Here is a 22,178-nt window from a genome sequence, read left to right on the forward strand (position 1 = left end):
TTGCCGACTACCGATGTCTGTTACTTTGCACCCCTTTTTCCAGAAAGACCCCCCACTCCGCGGGGAGGGGAATCAGAAGTTCAGCCGAGATACAAACCACATTTTTTGCCACCAGATCGATCACTTCATTACGGGTTCATTTCCTTATGTTGCTGTTGATTAGTGTGCTATCCATTCTACGGCAGGTGGATAGCATACCTACTATTGACTTTTGGAAGGTGGTGAAATGCTGAAAGGAATCCTGTGTAACATTGCATCCTGTTTCCTCCTCGTATGCCAACAACCGTTTCCTGCCGTCATATAATGTCCTTCTACCTATAAGGGGCTTTCTTTTCTTCCCCCCCAGAGCTTCAAAAAATAATCCCTCCCGTGGGAGACGTTCGATCAATTCCCTGTCGGTCCACCCAAAGGTCTTTTTAACGAACTCCAGGATTATGATAAAAAGAATATCCTTGCAGGGTTGACCAATCGTATTATGGTAATCGGCATATTTTTCCTTGTACAATGAAGCATATTGCACGTAGTACTCGCAAAGGATTGCAAGTTTAATTTCTTCCTTGGTGGAACACCAGTACCACTTGTCCGCGAAGTATTCAATCCATTCCTCTACCCCTTTCAAGTTCGACGGTTCCATGGTACAATGCCTTGAGACCATCTGTTATCAACCTCCTTTTTGTATGTGGGTATAAAGAGGATTATATAGGAATAACAGATGGTCTTCAAGTTTTTTTGGGAGTATTTTTCAAGTAATACATAGAAGTTATTTCGAATGTACATAGGGAGAGAGGATCACATCCTACTTTACTTTATATATTCAGAATATTATCATAAATATGGGTAGCCTGACCATAGGCTAATCTTTTTCCTGAGGATGCATTGAATGAAAGAGCAAGTACTATCAAATAACCATACTATATTTATTAAATTTTATTATAGATCGGGGAGGGAACCGAATTTTGGAAAACAGTGTTCTAGGCGGTACTTGTCGGATCGTTCCTTTTTGCGGTAGCACCACTCCTTATGAATATAAAAAATTAGAACATACTTCAGAATAGACTTCGAACTCTCGTCCCCTTCCTTATCCACATATTTTTACCTTCTATGCTTACATATGGAAATATCAAATAGAATAGCAAAGATACAACCAACTATCTATATATTTGCATATACATCCAGATAAAATTATATAATAAAAGATTTTACCCCCCGATAACCTATCGCATACACCTTACCCTACCCGATTTCCTTTGTAAAGAAGAATTGGGTACTATCATTGCCAGACGTACACAGCTCATCAGCGACGAAAACCGTCCATACGATCAAGAAACAGATGGTTGGGTGATCTCAGATTGGGATCTTCCTACGATCAGCAAGATATTCAACCATAATGACCCGTTCGATACCGTAGTGGAAAAACCCATTGCCCCATCAGGGCTTGTGATGGTACACTGTCTACCCGAGGAAAGAAAGAGACCCCCCATCATGGAAAATAGAGCCGGGAAGGAAGATAAATTTCCCAACCATAGGAACAAAAGAAATGGGAGGGATCCCCCCTTCTTCGTTTCCCTATGAAAAATTCATGGTCCTTCCCCATCGTTACCATCTTTCACAAAACAACAAAGAGTGGGTCAGGGGTATACTGCAAGAATTTGGGGAAAGGATACTGCGAACATAATGAATAGAAAAGGAATACGGACTACCTATTCAGGTATCATCAGCCTTTCCCTCGCACTATTTGGATTAGGAGGATGCAACAGTAATGATAGGCAGACAAGTGGTGAGGACCGTTTCAACATAGGTTTAGTTCTCAATGAGGGAGGGAATAAGGATGGATCCTATGGCCAAGCCGCCGATGAAGCTTTGGCAAGGTTAGAGAAAGAGGGAAATCCATTAACCTACCAAATCATCGAAAACAAGGGAGAAACGGCCCAGAAGTCTGACATGAAGAGACTTCTGGAAAAGAAAAAAGAACTCATGATAGGAGTAAGTTTTCGGCTTGCGGAACCTATGATGGAATTAGCACCAGAATATCCCAACACCCGTTTCATAGTAATAGATAGTGATAAAAATCAAAAGTTTCCCCCCAATATGGCTTCCTGCCTATTCAACGATCACCAGGGAGCTTTTTTGGCAGGACTCCTGGCAGGCTACGTCACAAAAACGGGAAAAGTCGGACTCATTGCCGGAATGCCGTGCACCCTAGTCAGTCGTTTCATAGCAGGATTCAAAGCAGGAGTGAAGGTCATTTCACAAGCCAAGGAAAAACCCATAGAGGTCGAGGTCGTTTATGCAAATAGTTTCCTCGATGCAAATCTGGGCCTATCGCTCACACCTCCCCTCATCGCCAAGGGAGTCGATGTGTTTTATCATGCTGCAGGTAAGGTGGCCAAGGGAATGTTTCGTGCAATCAGGGAAACAAAAGACAGGGAAATATGGGGTATCGGTACCGATAAGGACCAAAAATCGGAAGCCCCTAATCACATCATAGGATCTGTACGTAAACACTTCTATTTGGTCTTCAAAGATATGATAAACAAGATGAGGAAGGGGGATACCTCCTCATTTGGAAGAATCAACCCCTATGGAATTTCCGAAGGGGCTATTGACATCAAGAGAGACTACGCCGATAAATTGGATGCTAAAAAAACGCAACAATCAGACATGATCCTGGAAGCTGGCGAAAAAGCCGTCGCCAAGGGGATGGTAGTCCCCGCCACAGAGGAAGAGGAAAAATCATGGCAACCCCCAAATTATTTTCTTGAACACATAAAAAAGAGTATCAGCTCCCCCTAGGATATCAGGTCCAAAGTATGAGTGAGTACGGGTTGACCATCCAGGAACTCCCACCATAGTTTTCGTATTTGCTCTCTACAAAGGAAAAAACCATTCCTCTATCAGGGAATGGTTTTTTCCTACCCCAAAATACCGAACGAATGATACCACCCCTACCTCAAAAGATCCTTGAGAAGGGGCCGATCCAAACGCCTCAGAACAGCTGTCAGCAATTGAATGGATTGCATAAAATCATCCTTATGCAAAAGGGAATTGTGACTATGGATATATCTAGTCGCAAAACCCAATGTTACAGTAGGACAACCGATCCCAAATCGATGAAACTTACCCCCATCGGTCCCCCCCTTTCCCCCCGCTTCCTTCTGAACGGGAATCCCTATCTCCCTTGCTACATCCAAAACAAAATCACACAAAAAACGGTGAGAAATAAGACCATCATCATACATAGCCAGCACGGGACCCGCACCCATACGTAGCCCTGAGGAACACCCCGAAGGTGTATCGGTAGCAATATCTACATCCAAAGCAAAAGCCACGTCCGGTTCCACAAGACGGGCTAACGTCTCCGCACCCCGCAACCCCACCTCCTCCTGGACCGTGGCACCAGCAAAGAGGATATTAGGATGGGATTGTTCTTTCAATCTCTCTACCACTTCAATGGCTAACAAACAACCCGCACGATTGTCTAGAGCCTTTCCAGCCCAGATCATCCCGTCAGCCAGCGTATAAAAACATGAATCAGGAGCAATGGAATCACCAGGTCGGATACCCCACTGCGCAACCTCCTCTGAATCCCCCGCACCAATGTCGATGAACAAATCACTCACTTGCACAGTTTTTTCCCTTTCCCCCACCTTCAAGAGATGAGGAGACCTACAACCAATCACACCACGATGTACACCTCCATCCCGAGAATGAATCCGTACCCTATGCCCCAAAACATTTTGTGACCACCAGCTACCTATAGTCTGGAACCGCAGAAACCCACCCTTCGTAACACCCGTAACGAGAAAACCTACCTCATCCATGTGACCCGCTATCAATACCCTCGGACCCTCAGGATCCCCTTGTTTCCTACCTACCATTCCTCCTAAACGGTCGTAGAGAATTTCCTCCACCATGGGGGAGAGGTGATCCCTCATACACCGACGCACCGGATCCTCAAAGCCCGAAACACCGTCCGCATTCACTAGATCGCGGAGTTTTTTCTCCACGGAAAAAGACCCTGTCACACCCCACCCACTCCCATTTCTATCGTAGGAAAACCGTAATGAGAATCCACCATCACAAAACAGACCCCACTGAGGCCTGTTTTCCTAATCATCACCCCACATCAAAACCAACCAAATTCTGTAGACTACGGCGATCCAGTCTTTCAATTACAGCAACAAGCAACTGGGCCGCCTGCTCGAAATCAGAACGTGCCATGAGAGCATTGTGACTATGAATATACCGCGTGGGAAAACCCACCACAACCGTGGGACAACCTATACCTGTCAAATGGAATTTCCCACCATCGGTTCCACCCCTGGCCATAGAATCCAGTTGAATGGGGATTTTCAGTTCCTCCGCCGTATCCATAACAAAATCACGCAACCCACGATGGGGCAACATAGAGGAATCATATAAAACAACCGTTGGCCCCTGACCCATTACCATACATGTCGCCCTATCCTCAAACCCGGGCATATCCGTTGCACAACCCACATCCACTGCAAAAGCAATATCCGGTTGAACCCTTCGGGCCAATGTTTCCGCCCCCCGCAGGCCTACCTCTTCCTGTACGGTAGCACCAGCAAAGACAATATTGGGATGATCCATTCCCTTCAACCGATGTAGGACCTCAATCGCTAGGGCGCACCCGGACCGGTTGTCCAGAGCTTTGCCAGCCCAAATCGTGCCATGGGCCAACGTATAAAAATCGGAGTCAGGAACGATGGGATCCCCGCGACGTATCCCCCATTGGGCTACCTCATCGGCATCCCTCGCACCGATGTCAATGAACATATCCGACAATTCAACCGTTTTCTTTACTTCCTCAGGTTTCAGAAGATGGGGCGGCTTGGAACCGATCACACCCCGATGGATTGTTCCATCCCTCGACTGAATACGTACACGATGCGCAAGAACATTTTGCGACCACCATCCCCCCACCGTTTGAAAGCGTAAAAATCCCTTTTTCATAATATCAGTAACCATAAAACCAACTTCATCCATATGCCCAGCCACCAAAATTCGGGGCCCCTCAGAATCCCCTACCTTCTTGCCCACCAAACTACCCAACCGATCCTTCCAAATTGCATCAGACACAGGTGAGGCCATGTAACCCTCCATACACTTACGAACCTCATCCTCAAAGCCACTGATCCCATTGGCATTGACCAATTCTGCTATTCTCTTTTCTATTGCGTCCATCGTACGCCCCCCTTCACTCATAATCAGTTATCATCCTCATTCAAAAACTGGGTAAAACCCCTATAGAAATGACCCAACATCGGAACCGATCGTGGGACCTCCTCACCGATCCACGTTCCATCACAAACAAAACTAGCACCACCCTGTAGAACAATAGGGCTATCATCGGAGGACCAAGAAACTCGTAAATCACCTCCAGGCATGTACACCTCGGCCGATCGATCGCAGCGCCCCAATCGAACCAGCGCTGCCAATGTAGCAGCGGCCGCGGAACCACAGGCCAGGGTCAGTCCAACACCACGTTCCCAGGTATAAGCCCAAATAGAATCCGTCCCACGCATCTCAGCAATGGTAACATTCACCCCTGCTGGAAAGAAAGGATGCTTCTCTAAGGAAGGGCCCAGTTGGTGTAAGGGAAAATCCCTGCATGATCCTTCAATGATCAAATGGGGATTGCCCAAGCACACAGCAACACCTTCATAATCCCCCGCAGGGGTGGATAGGGGAACCCTCCATGATTCTTCCCCCCCCCCTGTCCCCGGGGTCTCCCCGGGTCCAAAAATAGGCACCCCCAGCGTAACATGAATGTCCCCATTTTCCAGCACCCTTACGGGATGAAAACCCGCAGGGGTTTTGATACCGAAACAACGCGGTGAACCGGGTGACCTCATATGGTGGTAAAAAGCCACACAACGTAGGGCATTGACGCATTGCTCCGCACTAGAACCATCCGCATTCCAGTAGAGCATCTCGAGATCCCCCGTCGTGGGAGCAGTGGTAAAAACGGCCAGCCCATCCGCACCCACCCCCATTTGTTGATGGCAAAGTGTCCAGGCAAGCCGGGAGAGCACGGGGTCGGTTCCCTCCGAGGATAACCGTGACCAGGGGATCAGAATAAAATTATTTCCTAAACCATGCATCTTAGTGAATGTGATTCCTGGTGCCAGACGGGATTGCATCTACTAATCCACCCCCTTGGGTCATCGATTTATGTTTATGCGGAGGAGGATCCGCGCACAGTTTTCCGCAACAGCCCCAATCCCACCATCCGCCAGCGATCCAAAAGACCCGCCAGGACAACGGGCAAACAAGCCATAACACCCACGAGCACCCATTCCCTCTTTGTCAACATTATGGTATGAAAGATCGGTTGCAGCCAGGAACTATATACCACAATCCAGAGAAGAAAGGCAGAGGAAGCCACGGCAAGTAACAACCATACATTATCCCAAGGCTTCCGTTGGAAAATCGTCCCTGTCGACCGGCAATCAAACACAAACACTAGTTGTGCCAGAACCAGGGTAGTAAAAGCAATGGTCTGGGCACGTTCCAAATCAATGGGATTTTCCCGTAAGGAGAGCAAAAAAGGCAATAGAGAACAAAGGCCAATCAAAATTCCGCGCGTACCAATCTTCCAACCCACACCACGCGAAAAGATACTTTCCTTTGCATCCCGGGGGGGATTCTTCATCACATTACTCTCTGCTGGGTCCACACCTAAGGCCAGGGCAGGCAAACCGTCCGTAACCAAATTAACCCATAGAATTTGGATGGGCACAAGGGGGGTGGGAAATCCAGACATCATGGCTAACAACATAAGCAGAATTTCGCCCACATTGCTAGCCAATAAGTAACAGACAAACTTCTGGATACTCTCATAAATATTACGACCTTCCTCAATAGCCGCCACGATCGTACTGAAGCGATTGTCGGCGAGAACCAGTGAGGAGGCCTCCTTAGCGACATCCGTTCCCCCTTCCCCCATAGCCACCCCAATATCGGCCGCCTTAATGGCAGGGGCATCGTTGACACCATCCCCCGTCATCGCCACAACATGGCCATTAGCCTGAAGGGAGCGGACAATACGTAACTTGTGTTCCGGTGTCACACGTGCATACACATCCGTTATCTCCACCTGTTTGCACAGTTCTGTATCATCGAATCGATCCATTTCTTCGCCAGTGAGGGTCTTACTATCGATCCGCCTCATGTTGAGTTGGGTGGCAATGGCCTCCGCTGTAGCACGGTGATCCCCCGTAATCATAATCGTTCGTATTCCAGAAGCCTGACAGATACGAAATACCTGTGCTACATCCTTTCTTGGTGGATCCATCATACCAACAAAACCGAGAAAAACAAGACCTTCCTCACCCTCGCCACGCTCCATACGATCCGCCAAAGCCAAAACACGTAGGGCCCGTCCAGCGAGGTTTTGACTCTTAGCTAACAGATATCCCTGCACACTTGGACTGAGAGAAACGGTCCTCCCCTCCTGTACGATGTGGGTGCAAAGCGGCAACACCGTCTCGGGAGCACCCTTAGTGCACCAACAGTTCTGGCCATTTTCTATAAGCTGAACCTCCACGGACATTCGTTTGCGTTCGGAATCAAAAGCCCTTTCCTGCAAACGATGGACGGGATGCTTAGACAAACTGTAGTGACGACGCATCTGACGTGCCCACGCCAGGAGGGCTACCTCTGTAGGATCCCCTGTTCCCTTATCCGATGTCAGCAAACATGCGTTGTTACAATTTTCTGCCACTAAAACCAAACGTTCTAGTAGGGAAATATCAGGCATTTTTCTGGAAGCATCCCGTAAACCGGTATCGGTTACCTGCACCAGATGCCTCTCCATCCAAAGATGGGTAACTACCATCTTATTTTCCGTCAGTGTACCTGTCTTATCCGAGCCAATGACAGTGGCACAACCCAGTGTCTCCACGGCCGGTAATTTACGCACAATCGCATGGCGACGAATCATACGTTGCACCCCAAGCGCCAATGCGATCGTCACAATGGCGGGTAACCCCTCAGGGATCGCCGCCACGGCCAGACTGATACCGGACAAGAGCATATAGGATGCGTTATAACCATGAGCAACCCCTGCTAGAACTACAATCATAGTTAGGAAAACGGCCAAAACAACCAGTACGCGACCCAATTGTACCAATCGCTTCTGCAGAGGGGTGGAAACAGACCCTGTTGTTTCAATCAAACGTGCAATCTTCCCCATCTCTGTATCCATACCTGTGGCAACAACAACACCCCTTCCACTACCACGTACCACCATTGTCCCCATGTGGGCCACTGTGGAACGATCAGCAAGAGGGGTTTGTGTAGGCAGAACCCCATCCCCTTTGGAGACAGGATCGGATTCGCCCGTTAAGGATGATTCCTCAATCATCAGGGAAGATGTTTTCAACAGGCGCAAATCCGCAGGAACACGATCCCCGTAAGAAAGAAAAACAATATCCCCGATGACCAATTCCTCCGCTGGTATCCTTGTTTTCCCGCCATGACGTACAACGGTTGTAACCGGCGATGACAACGACTGCAGGGCCTGCAAGGACCGCTCTGCCTTTGCCTCTTGCACCATTCCCAAAATGGCGTTGACTAAGATAATAGCAACGATCGCTATGGAATCAATGATCTCACCCAACCATAGGGATAATCCTGTCGCCACCAACAATATCAACACCATAATATCCTTAAATTGCACTAAAAACTGTTGCCACAATGCCGGACGGGGGGCCGTCTTCAATCGATTCGGCCCCCCCTGGAGAAACCGTTTGGATGCCTCTGTCGAATCAAGACCCTGCTCAGGATCTACATGGAGATGGGTCAACAAACGATCCATATCCCAATCTAAATAAGGCAATTGGGCATCCCTCCCCCCACATTCTCCTGTGATGCTTATGCACACATGACTTGAACTATCCACCCCTATGCTTGGAACCAACAAAATATTGTCGAGTAAACCCAGCATCACAGCCATGCCGCTCACAGAATCATGTGTAGTAGTCTCCCATTACACGGCCCAACCGCCCCATAGGATTTTTCCCTGTTCAGATACTGTTGCCACATAAAAAGCGGGTCAACCCCCTATTTTTATCCCACCATGGCAAAATAGCCCTATCCCTCACCTGTTCGGAACAAAACAGGTCCATTCCTCATTTTTATTCGTAATTATTCTTAAATCATAATTGTACTTAAATTTATAAGGTATTAGGAACTTACCACCACTAGTTTATGTCCTACGCTTGTTGGTTGGATCCCCACAGTCCTCCTGGGCTGTCCGAAACAAGAGGGAAATCGCCTACCGGAATTGTGAACAAAAAGATAATTAAGATAAACAAAATAATTATTTTTATTTTTTTATAAATAAGTTATTAAATAATGAAAAACAAGCCAATAAAACCCGGAAATTAGCTTTTTGAAACGTAATCAAGGACACCGCACGTCTATTTTTATAAAAATTATAGAAAATAGTATTTTACTATTCCTTTGGCTTAGGGGTAGGGTGCTTATATAACGTTAACGATCCTTGTTGGATCCTGGGGGGTCTCCGCTGTTCATAGCGGGTGGATGAACAGAGGCTTTGGGGTGTGAAATGATGGCATGAATCAGGTGGGCCGTATTATGAAGCAGCGTATGGAGAACGGATAGGCAAACAAATCGTTTGAGGTCACTGGGCTGCCCTATAACCAGTTGATAGGCCCCTTCCTTTTCATCATGGACAGCTGCGGCTAAGTACACGCCAAATCTGAGGGATATGGTATCTCGGGAAAAGTCGCGGAGGGGAAGAACGACAACGGACCTGTCCTATACGTTCGGGCAGCATGCACAGTGTACAAGGGGGATGGGCCCAATTGGGACGCCCACTATGCAACATAGTACCTTAGTTTGGAATGCCGAAACGGGCGGGGGTATCTCCCTCTCCCAACTACCCATGTATTTCTATATGTAAAGAATTGCCCAGGAGTCCCTTTACATCATCAACCTCCTTCTGCAGAAACCGGAGGGACGAGGAATCCATCAGGACGATGACCCTTCGAGGGAGAGAATGAGCTGGCTAATATGCCTTCCCTATCCCCCTTTATCCAACGGTTCATCGTGCTAACAGCAAAGTCGTGCTGTCTAGATACTTGGACAACATGTTGCCCATCCCTGACCTGTTCAATTGCTCTCTGTTTGAATTCCAACGAAAATTTTCCCCGTGCCATTTTCGTGTTCACCCCTTACGGGAAACCTGCTCCCCTTATACCCACCTGAACCTATTATATCAGGGGGTCTAATAGGATATAGGTATCCATGGTTTTCCTTTTTACAGCAAATCCCATAACGAAAGCCAAGATGGAACTTGATTCATTTGGATCCTCCCATGGTTCCCAGAAGCAAAAAGGGGGGCGGGAGATACTCCCCTGTTGATGAGAGTCCTTCTCCTAGCCCCCAATCCCATAACTGAGAAAAACCCTACGCAGCTTCCATGACAATGTTTTGGCCCTGTGGTCCAAAAAGGGGTACAGGAAACTCAATAGCATGCGAAGGGATCATAGGGATCCAGTATATACGAGGAAGATACGGGGACCTTTTCCACTAAAACACTAAGATAGGGCAATGAGAGCTGCATAATGCGAGAGTAGTGCGTGTGGTTTTGTGAGAGAGTTAGCTGAGATGCCAGCCCTCCTACTCGACGAATGCACACACCCGTTCGGATGCTGCTGTCATCTTGAAGATGCGTGAAATCCTCCCTAAAAACCCTGTTCAGGGATTTACATCCACAACGGAACGTCGCCAATTTGTACCCCTTTCCTCCCGAACCAAATCAAAATCAAAAAATCTGCGTTCAGGGGAACCCCCGATAAAAACGTAAGGATAACAAGTTGTAATTCTCAAAAAGGAATGCTTGTTCCTAATAGGATATAGGAAAGCTTCTTTTTCTGGAAGGGTACGAATATTTCGAACTTGAAAAACGCGTTTGGTTTTACCATCATTTGTTACAGCATAATCCCCTACTCTTAGGTCTTTATGTCTTAAAAATGTGAAGCTTGTATCACGATGCGCAGAGATGACGGCCAAGCCAGGTTCCCCAGGGAATACAAGTTGTGACGATCTCCTGATTAGGGTAGGGCCCCTCTTCAGGCACAGGTTCTCCATTTCGATATGTTCGGCAAGCCTCACATCAAAAACCCTATCACTCCTGTTTGGAAATGTTAGCTCCATTACCTTTGGACACACCTCTGAACTCTTAGCTATCTTTTGTACAGACTTCCTTGGGGCAATGGTTGGCTGGGGAGAGGTATCCCTTGCGTTCTCCATTGAATTGAAGGCATAGAGGGGATCATCCGTTCCTGAACCCCTAACCTGCACCCACATTTGGTAGCTGAAATATCCACATACGCCCAACGATCCCAAGACAATGAGCCAGAGCAGCCATGTTATGGAACGGATCATGTCAGTTGCTTCCTCCTGAGTATACATTTAGGTTGATTGTCACATAAAATCTTTGCCACAACAGATAGCAGTTCCTCCCTACTATTAGGTTCAGGGATTGCGTATACAGCGGGGATCCGCGGGGAAGTTAGCAAACAACGTACCCTTTCCCGTTGAGGATGCGAGGCTATGTATAAGTGGTGAAGGTTGTAATTGGCTCTTCGGAGTTGGCGGGTAGGTAGGTGGCAAGGTCTCAAACCACCTAATGTTGCTGGTGGGGAAACACCCCGGTGGTGATCGGTTTAGGAAAAGGCGAGGCTAGAATCCTCGTCCGGTGGGGAATTAGGAAGCCCAGCGAGAATGGACCGTTCGAGAACGCGTCGAAAAGAACAGTTCATGTCAAAACCGAAGTATGTGTTCCTACGTCGGGAGAAGCCACGGAGGATGACCTACATTCACGATCCTGGCGGCATCCGATGCACAGATGGAAGGACCCTGGTTTAGGCCCTCATAGGGAACCATGAGAGACTGTCGTCGCACGAACACCTTGGCCTTAGCTAGGTGTAATGAGAAGGGCTAAAAGGGTATGCCGAGGCTTTCCGTGGACAGAGTCGGATCAACTCATAGTTGTGGGGAAACCCTTGTAATGAGGGTAGAGCGAAGGGGTTGAATGATCTGCCCGGACCAACCGACGTACAATCCAAAGCAAAGAGATGGTCGTGGGTTGAACCCGATCGGTCTAACTGGTTCCACATACTTCATTACTGCCAGGGTCAGGGGTGGGGTAAAGCAGTATAAGGGGAAAGGGGGGACCGTGCAGTTTCTTGTGGGGAATGCCCTATCTATGAATCTAGTCTCACCTTTTCGTAAAGCAATTGAGTAACATAATAACATTTTTTTATGACACTGTTCCTGTTTTGGTATCCCAGGGGTATTTATCTTATATTTATAAGGTGTTTCCTTTAATCACTAATTTATTGTAAATTCAGAAAATAATGGGCTGAACAGGCCGTTGCGAGATTTAGGGGTATAATGGATATTGAGATGGGCGGCGGATACCCAGTCTGATGCTGGAAGGATTGTACCACATAGGTTACCCCCAGAACTAGGCGGTGGGATTCTTGAGAAGGAATATGGTACCTCCGTTCCGTGGAAGAACTCGTCGGATGGAGGGAGTTTCCCGGGGAAAAACCGTCGTGGCGCCTTAGACGGATTTTCCCCGAAAGGTGCTAGCTAGAAATCAAGGGTATGGACATCGTCCATACAACCCTGCCCTTGTTCCGTGCATAAGAGGGGATGAAAGTCATAAGCCGTGGTGGGGAGAGGTTCTCCGTTCGAAATTTCGGACTCGTAGTCAGCAGGGATCGAAAGAAGATCCTCGACAGGCAATGGGTTGGGGTTTTCTTTTTGTTTCCCCACCCAATAGAAAGCGGTAAGCATCAATTCCTTCATCGCTACCTCAAGACCAACGAATCCACCTTTTTTGCTATTCGTTCTCTCACGAAACAAAGCATTCAGCGATTCCGTGTAGTTCGTGGACAGTATATAGGGCAGAAGTATGGGGTTTTGGGTTATGGATGCCGCTTGTAAGCTCAGGGAGATTTTTTTAGGACTGAGCCTTTCCCATGCTTCGCACGTCACCTTATTTCCAAACCGATACTTCCCCGCACACTCAGACCACCGTTCTAGTGCCTGTCCCATATCCCCAGACCGTAAGACGTAAGAAGCGTCCTTAGCCATTTCCTTCTTCATACTTTTAGGAGCTGCATTCATGATGTTACGAATCGCGTGAACGTAACATCGTTGGTGAACCGTATGGTGAGGAAAATGCTTGCGTACAACTAAGGGAAAAGCCCTATGCCCATCTGTGGTAACGATACGTATATCGTTAACATTCAGGCCCCGTTCCTTTAGTTTCCTTATATGCTGATCATAGGATTCCACATTCTCATCAGGCGAGGGGGTGATCCCTATTATATCCCGCCTCCCCTCTGCCGTGATACCCGTGCTGACTGCGATCGCCTTCGAAACATAACGACCCTCCTCCCGAATGGGAACAAAGAGGGTATCCATACCTATGGCTGTATATACTGTCGTGCTAAGATCCCTTTCGAAATATTGTATAGCATCGTTGTAATAGGGTTGCAGCCACTGCGAAAGCGTTTCCGGGGGCGTCTGAAGGTTGAACCTTTCCTTCAGGAGTTTGCTACTATTTCGCAAGGAGAAGCCTGGAAGATAAAGACAATAAATGAAATCTTTGAGGGTATTCTTTGCACTCTGATAACGTGGTAACAAGTACGGTGAAAATTCCCATCTTGTCCTAGGAACCTCTAGATCTAGTTCCCCAAACAGTGTGCTGTATCCGCGATGATAGACCCCATTCCCCTCATCCTGGGGATATGGGGACGGTCAGATCTTTCTGTACGGAACCTCCATACGTCAAAAAACCCGCTCCAGTAAGGAGAAGGGTTTTATTTGTTTAAAAATGTTAATTGGGAATCCAACCCGAACCCTTGTATCTATCTTTCTCTATACCTTTCAGGCCTCATTGGGTATGATTTAATATATATTCATAAATGCATTTATATTGTTATTTTTATTTTATAATTATGAATATGATACAAGGATTGCCCCTATCGTGTCAGATTCAGATGATGATGATCCCCATAATGTGTACTTGTGAGGCCTGTAAAACCTTGTTGGGGGTTCCCAAAGGCCCGGTAACACTTGCACACTTGCATTGCAGTGTTAGGGATTCCGTCCCTTCCATTAGACCCAGGGGATTGGGAAGTTCCACTGGCACCCATATCATACCCCGGTGGTGTATCAGACCTTGTGGAACCTAGGGAGAGACCAGCGGGAAGTCGCTAACAGCTGCGGTATCCGGATCAGGACTGGGCCTAAATTGTACAGACCCTTGCGCGGGGAATCCGAAACCCAGGGAGGCAGTGGCACCTGTTTTCGGAGATCCTTGTATACTCATGGGACCTTGATAAACCGAGGGACCAACAGGGGTACCCACAGTGACGCCCCCGGAATCTAATCGAACCTACATTCAGGAATTCCGTACATCACCTACGGGATCCCCTAGATTCTTCCCCCGAGGGGATCAGGAATGTGGGCTAAGAGGACACCGGGGAATCTGGTACGGTGGTAAGCCGGATACCACCAGGACGTATCAAACCATTGTAGCCATTTTCTATAACAAAAGCTGATTATGCCGTATCCATAATAGCCCATTGCAACATTCAATAGTTTGTTTTGCCAACGAGGCAAGGATGTTCCCCAATTCTTGGCAATCTCCTTTCCATCCCTTTATACATATCTCCATAAGACTCCGACAGTTTTTCTCGACACGCCCTATTCTAAACTCAAAACATTTTTCCTTATCGGAAATTTCTTCATCAAGGATTAGATCCCCTTCCTTGAATGGGAAAATAAGGGGGGATTTTTCCATCCTCAGTCCAGCTATGTGGGCTGCTCTCTCTTGTTCCTCTGTGCTGCGAAATCCACCTTTCCAATCAGCCCAGCGGCTTATGAGCCTATTCATACTCTCAATCCTATTAGTATTCAATAAAACCCTAATAATTTCTGGATTACTAAAAAACTTTACAACATTCGTATGTGATTCTATATTTACACATAAGTATTCTATAGCGTCTTTCATTTCACCATCGTAGGTGGACTCGAGGGCGGACTTGAGAAGCCCAAATCTTTCCCAAACCTCTTCCTTGGTGGTGCCTTTTAAGACCCAGTAAGCTGCCTTCAAAAACACCGATCCCAATGGTCCTTTCAAACATTTCGGGATCTTTTTTCCTAGGTTACGAGTGAGGTGGACACCGCAGTAATGCAGCTCGGCTTGCGGAAATATCTTATCTCGTAAACCGGCGAACGACCGATGACGGTCGCTCAACATTAACTCCACATTCTTTGTAGAGAAACCCCGCTTCACCAGTTCCCCAACAAGCAGGGCATAATTGTCGGTAGATTCACTGTCCACGCTCTTACAACCCAAATATACCAGCTTGATGCCCTCGTCATCTATGAAGATCCCGAGGGCTGTAAGTACGGGTTTTCCCCGTTTACGCTTCTTTTTCCTCTTACCCTTATGGGTGATGATGTCAGTGTGATCATAGGAGGCATCCAACATGATGCCAAAACATTTGTAACCGCTCAAATCCTGGTTACCAAAAGAATCTAGCCTGTTATAAAGAGGTTGGATATGGGATTTTAGAGTGGATGGCGAGATCTCGATACCCCTTGCCTCATACAAGAGTTCGGATATACTCTGAAATGATATGCCTCTTATCCAAGAACCTTCCACTAATTTGAGATCACGATATCCCAAAATACCCGAATCGCCAATCATTTGAGTGGTAACGGCCTCACGCAATTGAGGAATGCGTATTTTCAACCCGTTTCGTTCACGAATGGTGAACCCATTACGAGAGTTTCCGGGCATCATTCCATGGTTATACCATTGCTCAAAGCACAAACCTAGCTCTATAGCGTGCTTTAAACCGTTTGTACAAAACTCCTCTTCAATATCATCCACCCTATGATTCGTTAGTGGGGTTCTGATGAACGTAGAGAGAAACATCCTTGTTGATTGTTTGGGATATGTAGTAATAAACTGGTGCATTCGAACAGCCATGTCGTTATCCCCTAAACAAATTTTAGCGGCTTTTGCCAGGTGGGAAGCTATCTCACGTTCCTCCTTAGACACTGTTATGTCGTCTGATCCGTAGATTGCATCTGTAGATAATATCCTTAAGAGCTTTTGGTCTCTCTTCCATATTACCGCTGCTCTCTCCCCCTGGGCTTTGGATCCCCCCTTCTTAGCGTTGTTTTCCTCCTTTTGTTCTTTCAATGACTCATTGTTGGGCTTTGGACACCATTTTTCAGCAATAGGGTCCTCCCCCTCTTTCGACTGTTGCTGTTCAAAACCCTGTTTACGATCATTGGGCCGGGAGGGGGGTGCTCCCTCACGTTCGAATTCCTCTGACAACGCGCAGAGGGATTCTCTTACTTTCCTAACCCTATCCCTTTGTTCAACAGGAGTAAGCGGGGAATTCTCTATTTCTCTTGCCTCTTCAACAATATATTTCAATTGCGTTGGATCCCCGCTGGCTATGAAGTCCCCATAGCTGTACTGCAGAGGTGAAACATGAAAAAGGGGCTGGCTTGACGGGTTGTCTTTTCGGGAAATTGTGGTACAATGACGTGGAGTGCTCATTTCTTCCTCCCCTTTCGAAAGTATGTTTAGACTTTGGTGGGTTTGAATATCTTAGACAATAGGGTGTGAAGTATTTGGGCACTCTTTTGTGTGCGATTTCTTGCGAACCATGTTTTTTCCCATTCCCTTTACCATCATTTCGGTAATAACAGCGAACATTTGCTACAATATACACTGTAAGATTATATTTTGCAAGACGTATTTCTATATGAATTTGGCCTCACGGATAATTGCAAAGATCTACCTTGACAAGGGTTGAATATTATGGTTTTCGTAATTCGATGTTATTTATACAAAAAAATTCTGAACTTTTACAACAAACAAACAATATCATCGTTTAATATAGATATAAAATTACTATAAACAGGTCCTGAATAGATAGATACAGGATTCGGGTTGGATTCCCAATTAACATTTTTAAACAAATAAAACCCTGCTCCTTGCTGGAGCAGGGTTTTTGACGTACAGAGGTTCCGTACAGAAAGATCTGACCGTCCCCGATATTTCAGACAATGGAGGGTTCGATCTACACGCATGCGTAAGTTACATAGGTCCTCGACAACGGGTTTCCAAGTCTTTGGGTCGGTTAGAGGGTCTATCTCTGGGATCCATGCGTTTTTCAACAATCCAATCAGCGCCTGCACCAAAATACTACCACCGTCGTGATGGAACATAAGGCTAGTAACGTCATTCAGGAGAAGGGAATCCTTCGTTTTTTCCTTGTGATTCGATGGGCAACACAATAATAGCAGTTTCTCAATCAGATGCCTAGATTCCTCCCACCCCTTGGAACCCCATGAGGTAATTCCCTCCTTGAGATCATCGAAAAAACGTTGAGCACGTAAGAATCGATCCCGAGTTTTTGGATCGTGCAATTGATGATATCCATCCCCTTCGGATCGTGCATTCCCCGGACCTTTATCTTTTCCGTCACGCAAAGTTATGGATGGAGAATCCTCGATCAGTGGATTGGGTTCCGTTTCTTGGGGGGCAGGGGACGGATTCGTACTATGTAATTTTCCAATCTCACCGGCTACCGCAGACCATTTTGTGTCCTTATTCCCTGCTGCCATTGCCGTTGCCTTGTTAGTTAGGGCCAGCTTCTCGTTTGCCATTGCCATTGTCTCGTTGGCTAGGGCCAGCTTCTCGTTTGCCATTGCCATTGTCTCGTTGGCTAGGGCCAGCTTTTCGTTTGCCATTGCCATTATGGTCCTATCGGTTAGAATCAGTTTCTCATCTATTAAGACATTATGGCTATGACAGAAGGGACACGTACTTTTCAGTGTTTTTCCACAATACGGGGAGTCAATGGACCGGTCGCCTATCTTCATCGAATTTCTAGCTATCCATGACTCTTCTTTTTGGATATTGATTTTTCCTGATAATGTTGTATTATGGGTGTGGATGCTCATGTTTTCCCTCCTCTGAGTTTATTGTTTGTTGGTGATCAATATTCTATCAGAGGTAGGGGGCATGAGTCATCCCCTTTTTACATAATAACGCTTCATTCTTTTTCACTGCAGATCGTGCGATCGTGCCCTATTTGTTGATCAGATCGCTTTGTCCATGGTAATGGAACCTTGTTCCATCTTATCCGTAATGTTGTCAACATTACGGATTTTTTGTTGTTTTTGTACGTACCATAAACAGGATGGATCTTACTACAACACAATGTTCGTCTTCCGCGCAAGGACCTGTGTGTCGTGTCGTGCTCTATGAGGGATGGGGGAGGGGCCCCCCGAAACCGGCAGGTGGTAGGCAGATTTCAAACCGACCAGTGCTGCTGTTGTAAAGAGCAATGGTGGTGAGCGTTCTGGGAAAAGGCAGGACGAAAGAATCCTGTCAGGTGTGAATCAGGGAGATTAGTAAAGCAAACCATTGGAGGAAAGCATCGAAAAGCGTAGTCGATGTCGAAACAAGGGTATCGGGTCCTATCCTTGGAACGAAGCCATGAAGGGCGAACCACCTACTGTCCTGGCAGCATCTGGTGCATAGATGGAATGAACCTGATTTAGGCCCTCATAGGGAACCACGAGAGACTGTCGCACGGACACCCGGCCTTAGCCAGGTGTAAAGGGCTAAGGGTATACCAAGGCCTCCGTGAACAGAGTTGGATCAACTCATAGTAGTGGAGAAACCCTTGTAATGAGGGTGGAGCGAAGGGGTTGAATGGTTTGCCTGGACCAGCCAACGTACAATCCGAAGCAAAGAGATGATCGTGGGTTAGACCCGATGGGTCTAACTGGACGCACAATCTGAGACAAGGAGATGATCGCAGTTGGACCAGGCAACATCAGATCGAAATCCGGATAGAACACAGCAGAGGGAGGTACGGAGAACGTGACACCAGACTGGGGTTCTGAATGGACAAAATCCTATGGGACCATAAGAGCCACATAATGCGAGAGTATTACGTGTGGTTCTGTGAGAGGGTTAGCTGAGATGCCAGCCCTACTCGACAGTGAAAATTTTATAAAAATTCATATGAAATAAGATAAATACCCCTGGGATACAAAAACAGGAACAGTGTCATAACAAAATGTTATTATGTTACTCAATTGCTTTACGAAAAGGTGAGACTAGATTCATAGATAGGGCATTCCCCACAAGAAATTGCACGGTCCCAACATTGCAGTATGGGTATGCTGATTCAATTCTCTCCGTTGTCTTTTTTATTATTAACCATAAAAAAATAGGACCGTCCTAGGTCCTACTGGTTCCGTAATCATTAAAGTACGGAGACCCGTCCGAAAAAGGGGGGCCCCGGGAAATTTAGTTCTGTTTTCATATCAACAACCCCTTATTACCTGATAGGGGGTGAGTTGCCTATTCCCACTCCCGAGACTGAACCCCCAAGTCCGATATGCGGCCAAGATCCCTCCCCAATGAGTCGCACGCAAAATGCTTCATAGGCATGTTCCCTACAGGAACGGGGAAAAGACCTCGGAAAGTACTCCTAAAACCATATTGAAAGTTACATGAAAAAAAAATAAACCAAGAGAAAATGCTATTATACGTCCAAAAGTCCCGAATCCCCTATCCATTATAAAGGAATTATACCAGCCAAATGGAATAGAAAAAAGAACGACAACAATCAATAAGAAAATCAAAAAAATAACCCCTGGAACAATATCTGGAATCGATAACAAAATTCAATGCACCCCATGTCCAAGCATCGTACTACGATGAACCCGTGACCAACCGTACCATTCATCCGCCCTACACTTCAACGTATTCCCTAAGATCCAAAAAACCACTGCAATGATTCCCTAAGACCCCCACAAGTCCATAAACTGAAAGCATGAATCAAGGGAAGTGAACCGACGACCCTCCACAATTACTCATCTGTGTAAAGAAACCACCTACCTAACAACGTCTTACTCTTTCTAGAAATCTGCACCCCAACCCGGGCATCATGGACACTGAAGGATTCAACAACCAAGTTCGGAACGGGGGACAAACGAAGAGAACAACCTATACAAACCAAGAAGTGCGTCTACACACAATCTGTGCGAAAAACAGGGAAATACGTAACTGCAAACTGTAATTCGTATGGGGAAGATAGCAAAGGGAGAGGGGATCACCAGAATGCATCACAGAACAACATAAAACACTGCAGAAGCTGGATTCCCTGTGAAACCTATGTGGGAGCGTATACGTATACTATAAGGGCAACCCACACAGTTTTGTAAAGGGGGTCCGTAAAATACAGAATCTCCCCCATCTGAGTAGGGGGATTTTACACAAGGGAGCCCACATTCACGGACAGATCATCAGGGTTTCCAGGGGGATATCCATCCCCCATAGGGATTTGTCCTACTTATGAAATTTCTCATCAGCAAGCATAAAGGTTACACAACAAACAAACCCATGGTGTTGATGCAAAAATAAACATAGTATTGGCATCAACACCACAAATTAGGAAACAATTCCACATGAAAAAATAACAGGTACCCACGTCCTGTCCTGGCCGGTAGGATGGGTGGGCCACAAGAGACGGAAAGACCATCTGAGATACCAGGCCTATCCTTAACAAAGACTCCCATCACTGTTTCTGCATGGCGTCGGGGACATGAGAACCTTGGGAACAAGCTCCATGGCAACCATCTGCATTACCCTGCCCCAGAAAGCACTCGGCTCCGCCGCCTCTGTATGGGATATGGGGGAAAAAAGAAAGGTCGTGGGCAACATCACACATGCAACAGATTTTACTATTTTTCCATTCCATCCAAACAATTTCATAATGTAGACCACTCCTATAGAATTTAATTTTATCGATACAATGTTGAAAATATCGTAGTCCGTATAATGCTACAGATTGTAGTGAACTATCCACCCTCTCCCACTTGCTATACTAAAATGTTACACCTAAATATCGATGTAAACAAATCAAGTATAAGCAAGATCATAATATATAGTCCTATGTATTGGCAACCCAAGGAAAAAAGGATTGAGTTCACTATTGTTTTCATTCAACATTGATTTAGATTATATAATTATACTTTATTTATATAAATAACATATTTTTGTTTTAATACTTAAGATTAATCATTTTTAAAATTTTTTTTCATATGATGCAAGAAGGAACGGGTCTCCGCTGTTTATAGCGGGTGGATGAACAGAGGCTTTAGGGTATGAAATTATTGCATGAATCAGGTAGGCAGTATTATGGAATAGCATATGGAGAACGGATGATAGGCAAACAGATCGTTTGAGTTCACCGGGCTGCCCTATAACCCTAGTTGATGGTGCTGGCGCGGTTAACAAGGTTCGCAATTGTTTCTTGAGGTTCCAATAAAAATAGGGAATGATCCTTTGCGGATTCATAAAAATAATTATATATACTTTTAAGAAATCATATTATCCATAGCAGTTTGGTTTCCAAATTACGGCCGGGCCATCGATATTTATAATAATATTCTGAAATATATACACAAAACAAGATGTGACCCCTTTCTCCCATGTACATTCGAAACAACTTTTATGTTTCACCTGAAAATTACTGCCAAAAAAACTTGAGAACCATCTGTTATTTCTATACAATCCTCTTTATACTATAAAAAAGGAGGTTGATAACAGATGATCCCAGGGCGTTATACCATGGAACAGTCGAATTTGAAAGAGGTAGAGGAATGGATGGAATGCTTTGCGAATCAGTGGCACTGGTGTTCCACCAAAGAAGAAATTAAACTTGCAATCCTTTGCGAGTATTACAGGCAACATGCTTCATGGTACAGGCAAACATATGCCGATTATCATAATACGATTGGTCAACCGTGTAAGGATATCCTTTTTACCCTAAGAGGGGTGCGAACAGCCCCCTCCTATTTACGTCTATAAGTATTACTACCCAAAAAAATGTTTATTGATATCGATATTGTGTAATAATATTTATAGAAATAAAATATACATATATTTTATTAAGATGAACATAATGATCTAAAATCAAGGTGCCTTCCTGGTACAATCGTCAATATAATTGGAAATCGATGCTCATCGTGATTATCCAGTTCATACCAGG

Annotated in this window: 16 protein-coding genes and 1 pseudogene; 6 read left to right on the plus strand and 11 right to left on the minus strand. The window is 45.9% G+C overall.

Annotated features, from left to right (window positions below; all coding sequences use genetic code 11):
• Positions 1 to 136: 136 nt before the first annotated feature.
• A complete protein-coding gene (locus PPRES148_RS01220; RefSeq protein WP_149452866.1) occupies positions 137 to 655 on the minus strand; it encodes a hypothetical protein in 519 nt (172 codons plus the stop codon).
• A gap of 605 nt (positions 656 to 1,260) precedes the next feature.
• Between PPRES148_RS01220 and PPRES148_RS01225 the strand changes: the two genes are divergently transcribed.
• Complete coding sequence (locus PPRES148_RS01225) at positions 1,261 to 1,572, plus strand: hypothetical protein (RefSeq protein ID WP_149452867.1); 312 nt, start codon at positions 1,261 to 1,263, stop codon at positions 1,570 to 1,572.
• Positions 1,573 to 1,674: 102 nt separating this feature from the next.
• Positions 1,675 to 2,793 carry a BMP family lipoprotein gene (locus PPRES148_RS01230; RefSeq protein WP_149452868.1) on the plus strand — a complete coding sequence of 373 codons (1,119 nt, stop codon included), beginning with the start codon at positions 1,675 to 1,677 and terminating at the stop codon, positions 2,791 to 2,793.
• 152 nt (positions 2,794 to 2,945) lie between these two features.
• Here the strand turns inward: PPRES148_RS01230 and PPRES148_RS01235 are convergent, their stop codons facing one another.
• The 6 genes from PPRES148_RS01235 to PPRES148_RS01260 form a co-directional block, all read right to left on the minus strand.
• Positions 2,946 to 4,025, minus strand: a complete 1,080-nt coding sequence (locus PPRES148_RS01235) for a M42 family metallopeptidase (protein ID WP_246142869.1) — start codon at positions 4,023 to 4,025, stop codon at positions 2,946 to 2,948.
• Positions 4,026 to 4,116: 91 nt separating this feature from the next.
• Positions 4,117 to 5,229 carry a M42 family metallopeptidase gene (locus PPRES148_RS01240; RefSeq protein WP_246142870.1) on the minus strand — a complete coding sequence of 371 codons (1,113 nt, stop codon included), beginning with the start codon at positions 5,227 to 5,229 and terminating at the stop codon, positions 4,117 to 4,119.
• Positions 5,230 to 5,231: 2 nt separating this feature from the next.
• Entirely contained in the window at positions 5,232 to 6,167 is a 936-nt protein-coding gene (gene dapF / locus PPRES148_RS01245) for a diaminopimelate epimerase (RefSeq protein WP_149452869.1), read from the minus strand.
• Between the two features lie 35 nt (positions 6,168 to 6,202).
• Positions 6,203 to 8,983, minus strand: a complete 2,781-nt coding sequence (locus tag PPRES148_RS01250; RefSeq protein ID WP_246142941.1) for a cation-translocating P-type ATPase — start codon at positions 8,981 to 8,983, stop codon at positions 6,203 to 6,205.
• Between the two features lie 1,000 nt (positions 8,984 to 9,983).
• Entirely contained in the window at positions 9,984 to 10,211 is a 228-nt protein-coding gene (locus tag PPRES148_RS01255; protein WP_149452870.1) for a transposase, read from the minus strand.
• A gap of 541 nt (positions 10,212 to 10,752) precedes the next feature.
• Positions 10,753 to 11,442 carry a sortase domain-containing protein gene (locus tag PPRES148_RS01260; protein ID WP_187820333.1) on the minus strand — a complete coding sequence of 230 codons (690 nt, stop codon included), beginning with the start codon at positions 11,440 to 11,442 and terminating at the stop codon, positions 10,753 to 10,755.
• Between the two features lie 339 nt (positions 11,443 to 11,781).
• On the opposite strand from PPRES148_RS01260, the gene PPRES148_RS10390 reads away from it, so the two are divergent.
• The 3 genes from PPRES148_RS10390 (at position 11,782) to PPRES148_RS01270 (ending at position 12,658) form a co-directional block, all read left to right on the plus strand.
• Complete coding sequence (locus PPRES148_RS10390; protein WP_187820334.1) at positions 11,782 to 11,925, plus strand: hypothetical protein; 144 nt, start codon at positions 11,782 to 11,784, stop codon at positions 11,923 to 11,925.
• Positions 11,926 to 12,091: 166 nt separating this feature from the next.
• Positions 12,092 to 12,304, plus strand: coding sequence for a hypothetical protein (locus PPRES148_RS01265; protein WP_149452872.1), 213 nt, complete (start codon positions 12,092 to 12,094; stop codon positions 12,302 to 12,304).
• Positions 12,305 to 12,460: 156 nt separating this feature from the next.
• Entirely contained in the window at positions 12,461 to 12,658 is a 198-nt protein-coding gene (locus PPRES148_RS01270) for a hypothetical protein (protein ID WP_149452698.1), read from the plus strand.
• Here PPRES148_RS01270 and PPRES148_RS01275 read toward each other — a convergent pair.
• The 4 genes and pseudogenes from PPRES148_RS01275 to PPRES148_RS01290 all read right to left on the minus strand — a co-directional run bounded on the left by PPRES148_RS01275 (position 12,655) and on the right by PPRES148_RS01290 (position 20,899).
• Positions 12,655 to 13,773: an IS256 family transposase gene (locus PPRES148_RS01275; RefSeq protein ID WP_149452873.1), complete on the minus strand. Its 1,119-nt coding sequence runs from the start codon at positions 13,771 to 13,773 to the stop codon at positions 12,655 to 12,657. The two genes, PPRES148_RS01270 and PPRES148_RS01275, sit on opposite strands and share 4 nt — an antisense overlap.
• Before the next feature lie 847 nt (positions 13,774 to 14,620).
• A complete protein-coding gene (locus PPRES148_RS01280) occupies positions 14,621 to 16,657 on the minus strand; it encodes a transposase (RefSeq protein ID WP_149452874.1) in 2,037 nt (678 codons plus the stop codon).
• A 500-nt stretch (positions 16,658 to 17,157) separates the two neighbouring features.
• A pseudogene (locus PPRES148_RS13220) lies at positions 17,158 to 17,463 on the minus strand (IS256 family transposase); the annotation flags it as partial.
• Positions 17,464 to 20,686: 3,223 nt separating this feature from the next.
• Positions 20,687 to 20,899 (minus strand): hypothetical protein, encoded by a 213-nt coding sequence (locus tag PPRES148_RS01290; RefSeq protein WP_149452876.1) that lies wholly within the window; start codon positions 20,897 to 20,899, stop codon positions 20,687 to 20,689.
• A gap of 837 nt (positions 20,900 to 21,736) precedes the next feature.
• Here PPRES148_RS01290 and PPRES148_RS01295 point away from each other — a divergent pair.
• On the plus strand, positions 21,737 to 21,997 hold the full coding sequence (locus PPRES148_RS01295) for a hypothetical protein (RefSeq protein WP_149452877.1): 261 nt from the start codon (positions 21,737 to 21,739) through the stop codon (positions 21,995 to 21,997).
• The last annotated feature ends 181 nt before the right edge of the window (positions 21,998 to 22,178 follow it).

It is taken from the genome of Pasteuria penetrans (assembly GCF_900538055.1).
In the GTDB taxonomy this organism is placed as follows: Bacteria; Bacillota; Bacilli; order Thermoactinomycetales; family Thermoactinomycetaceae; genus Pasteuria; species Pasteuria penetrans.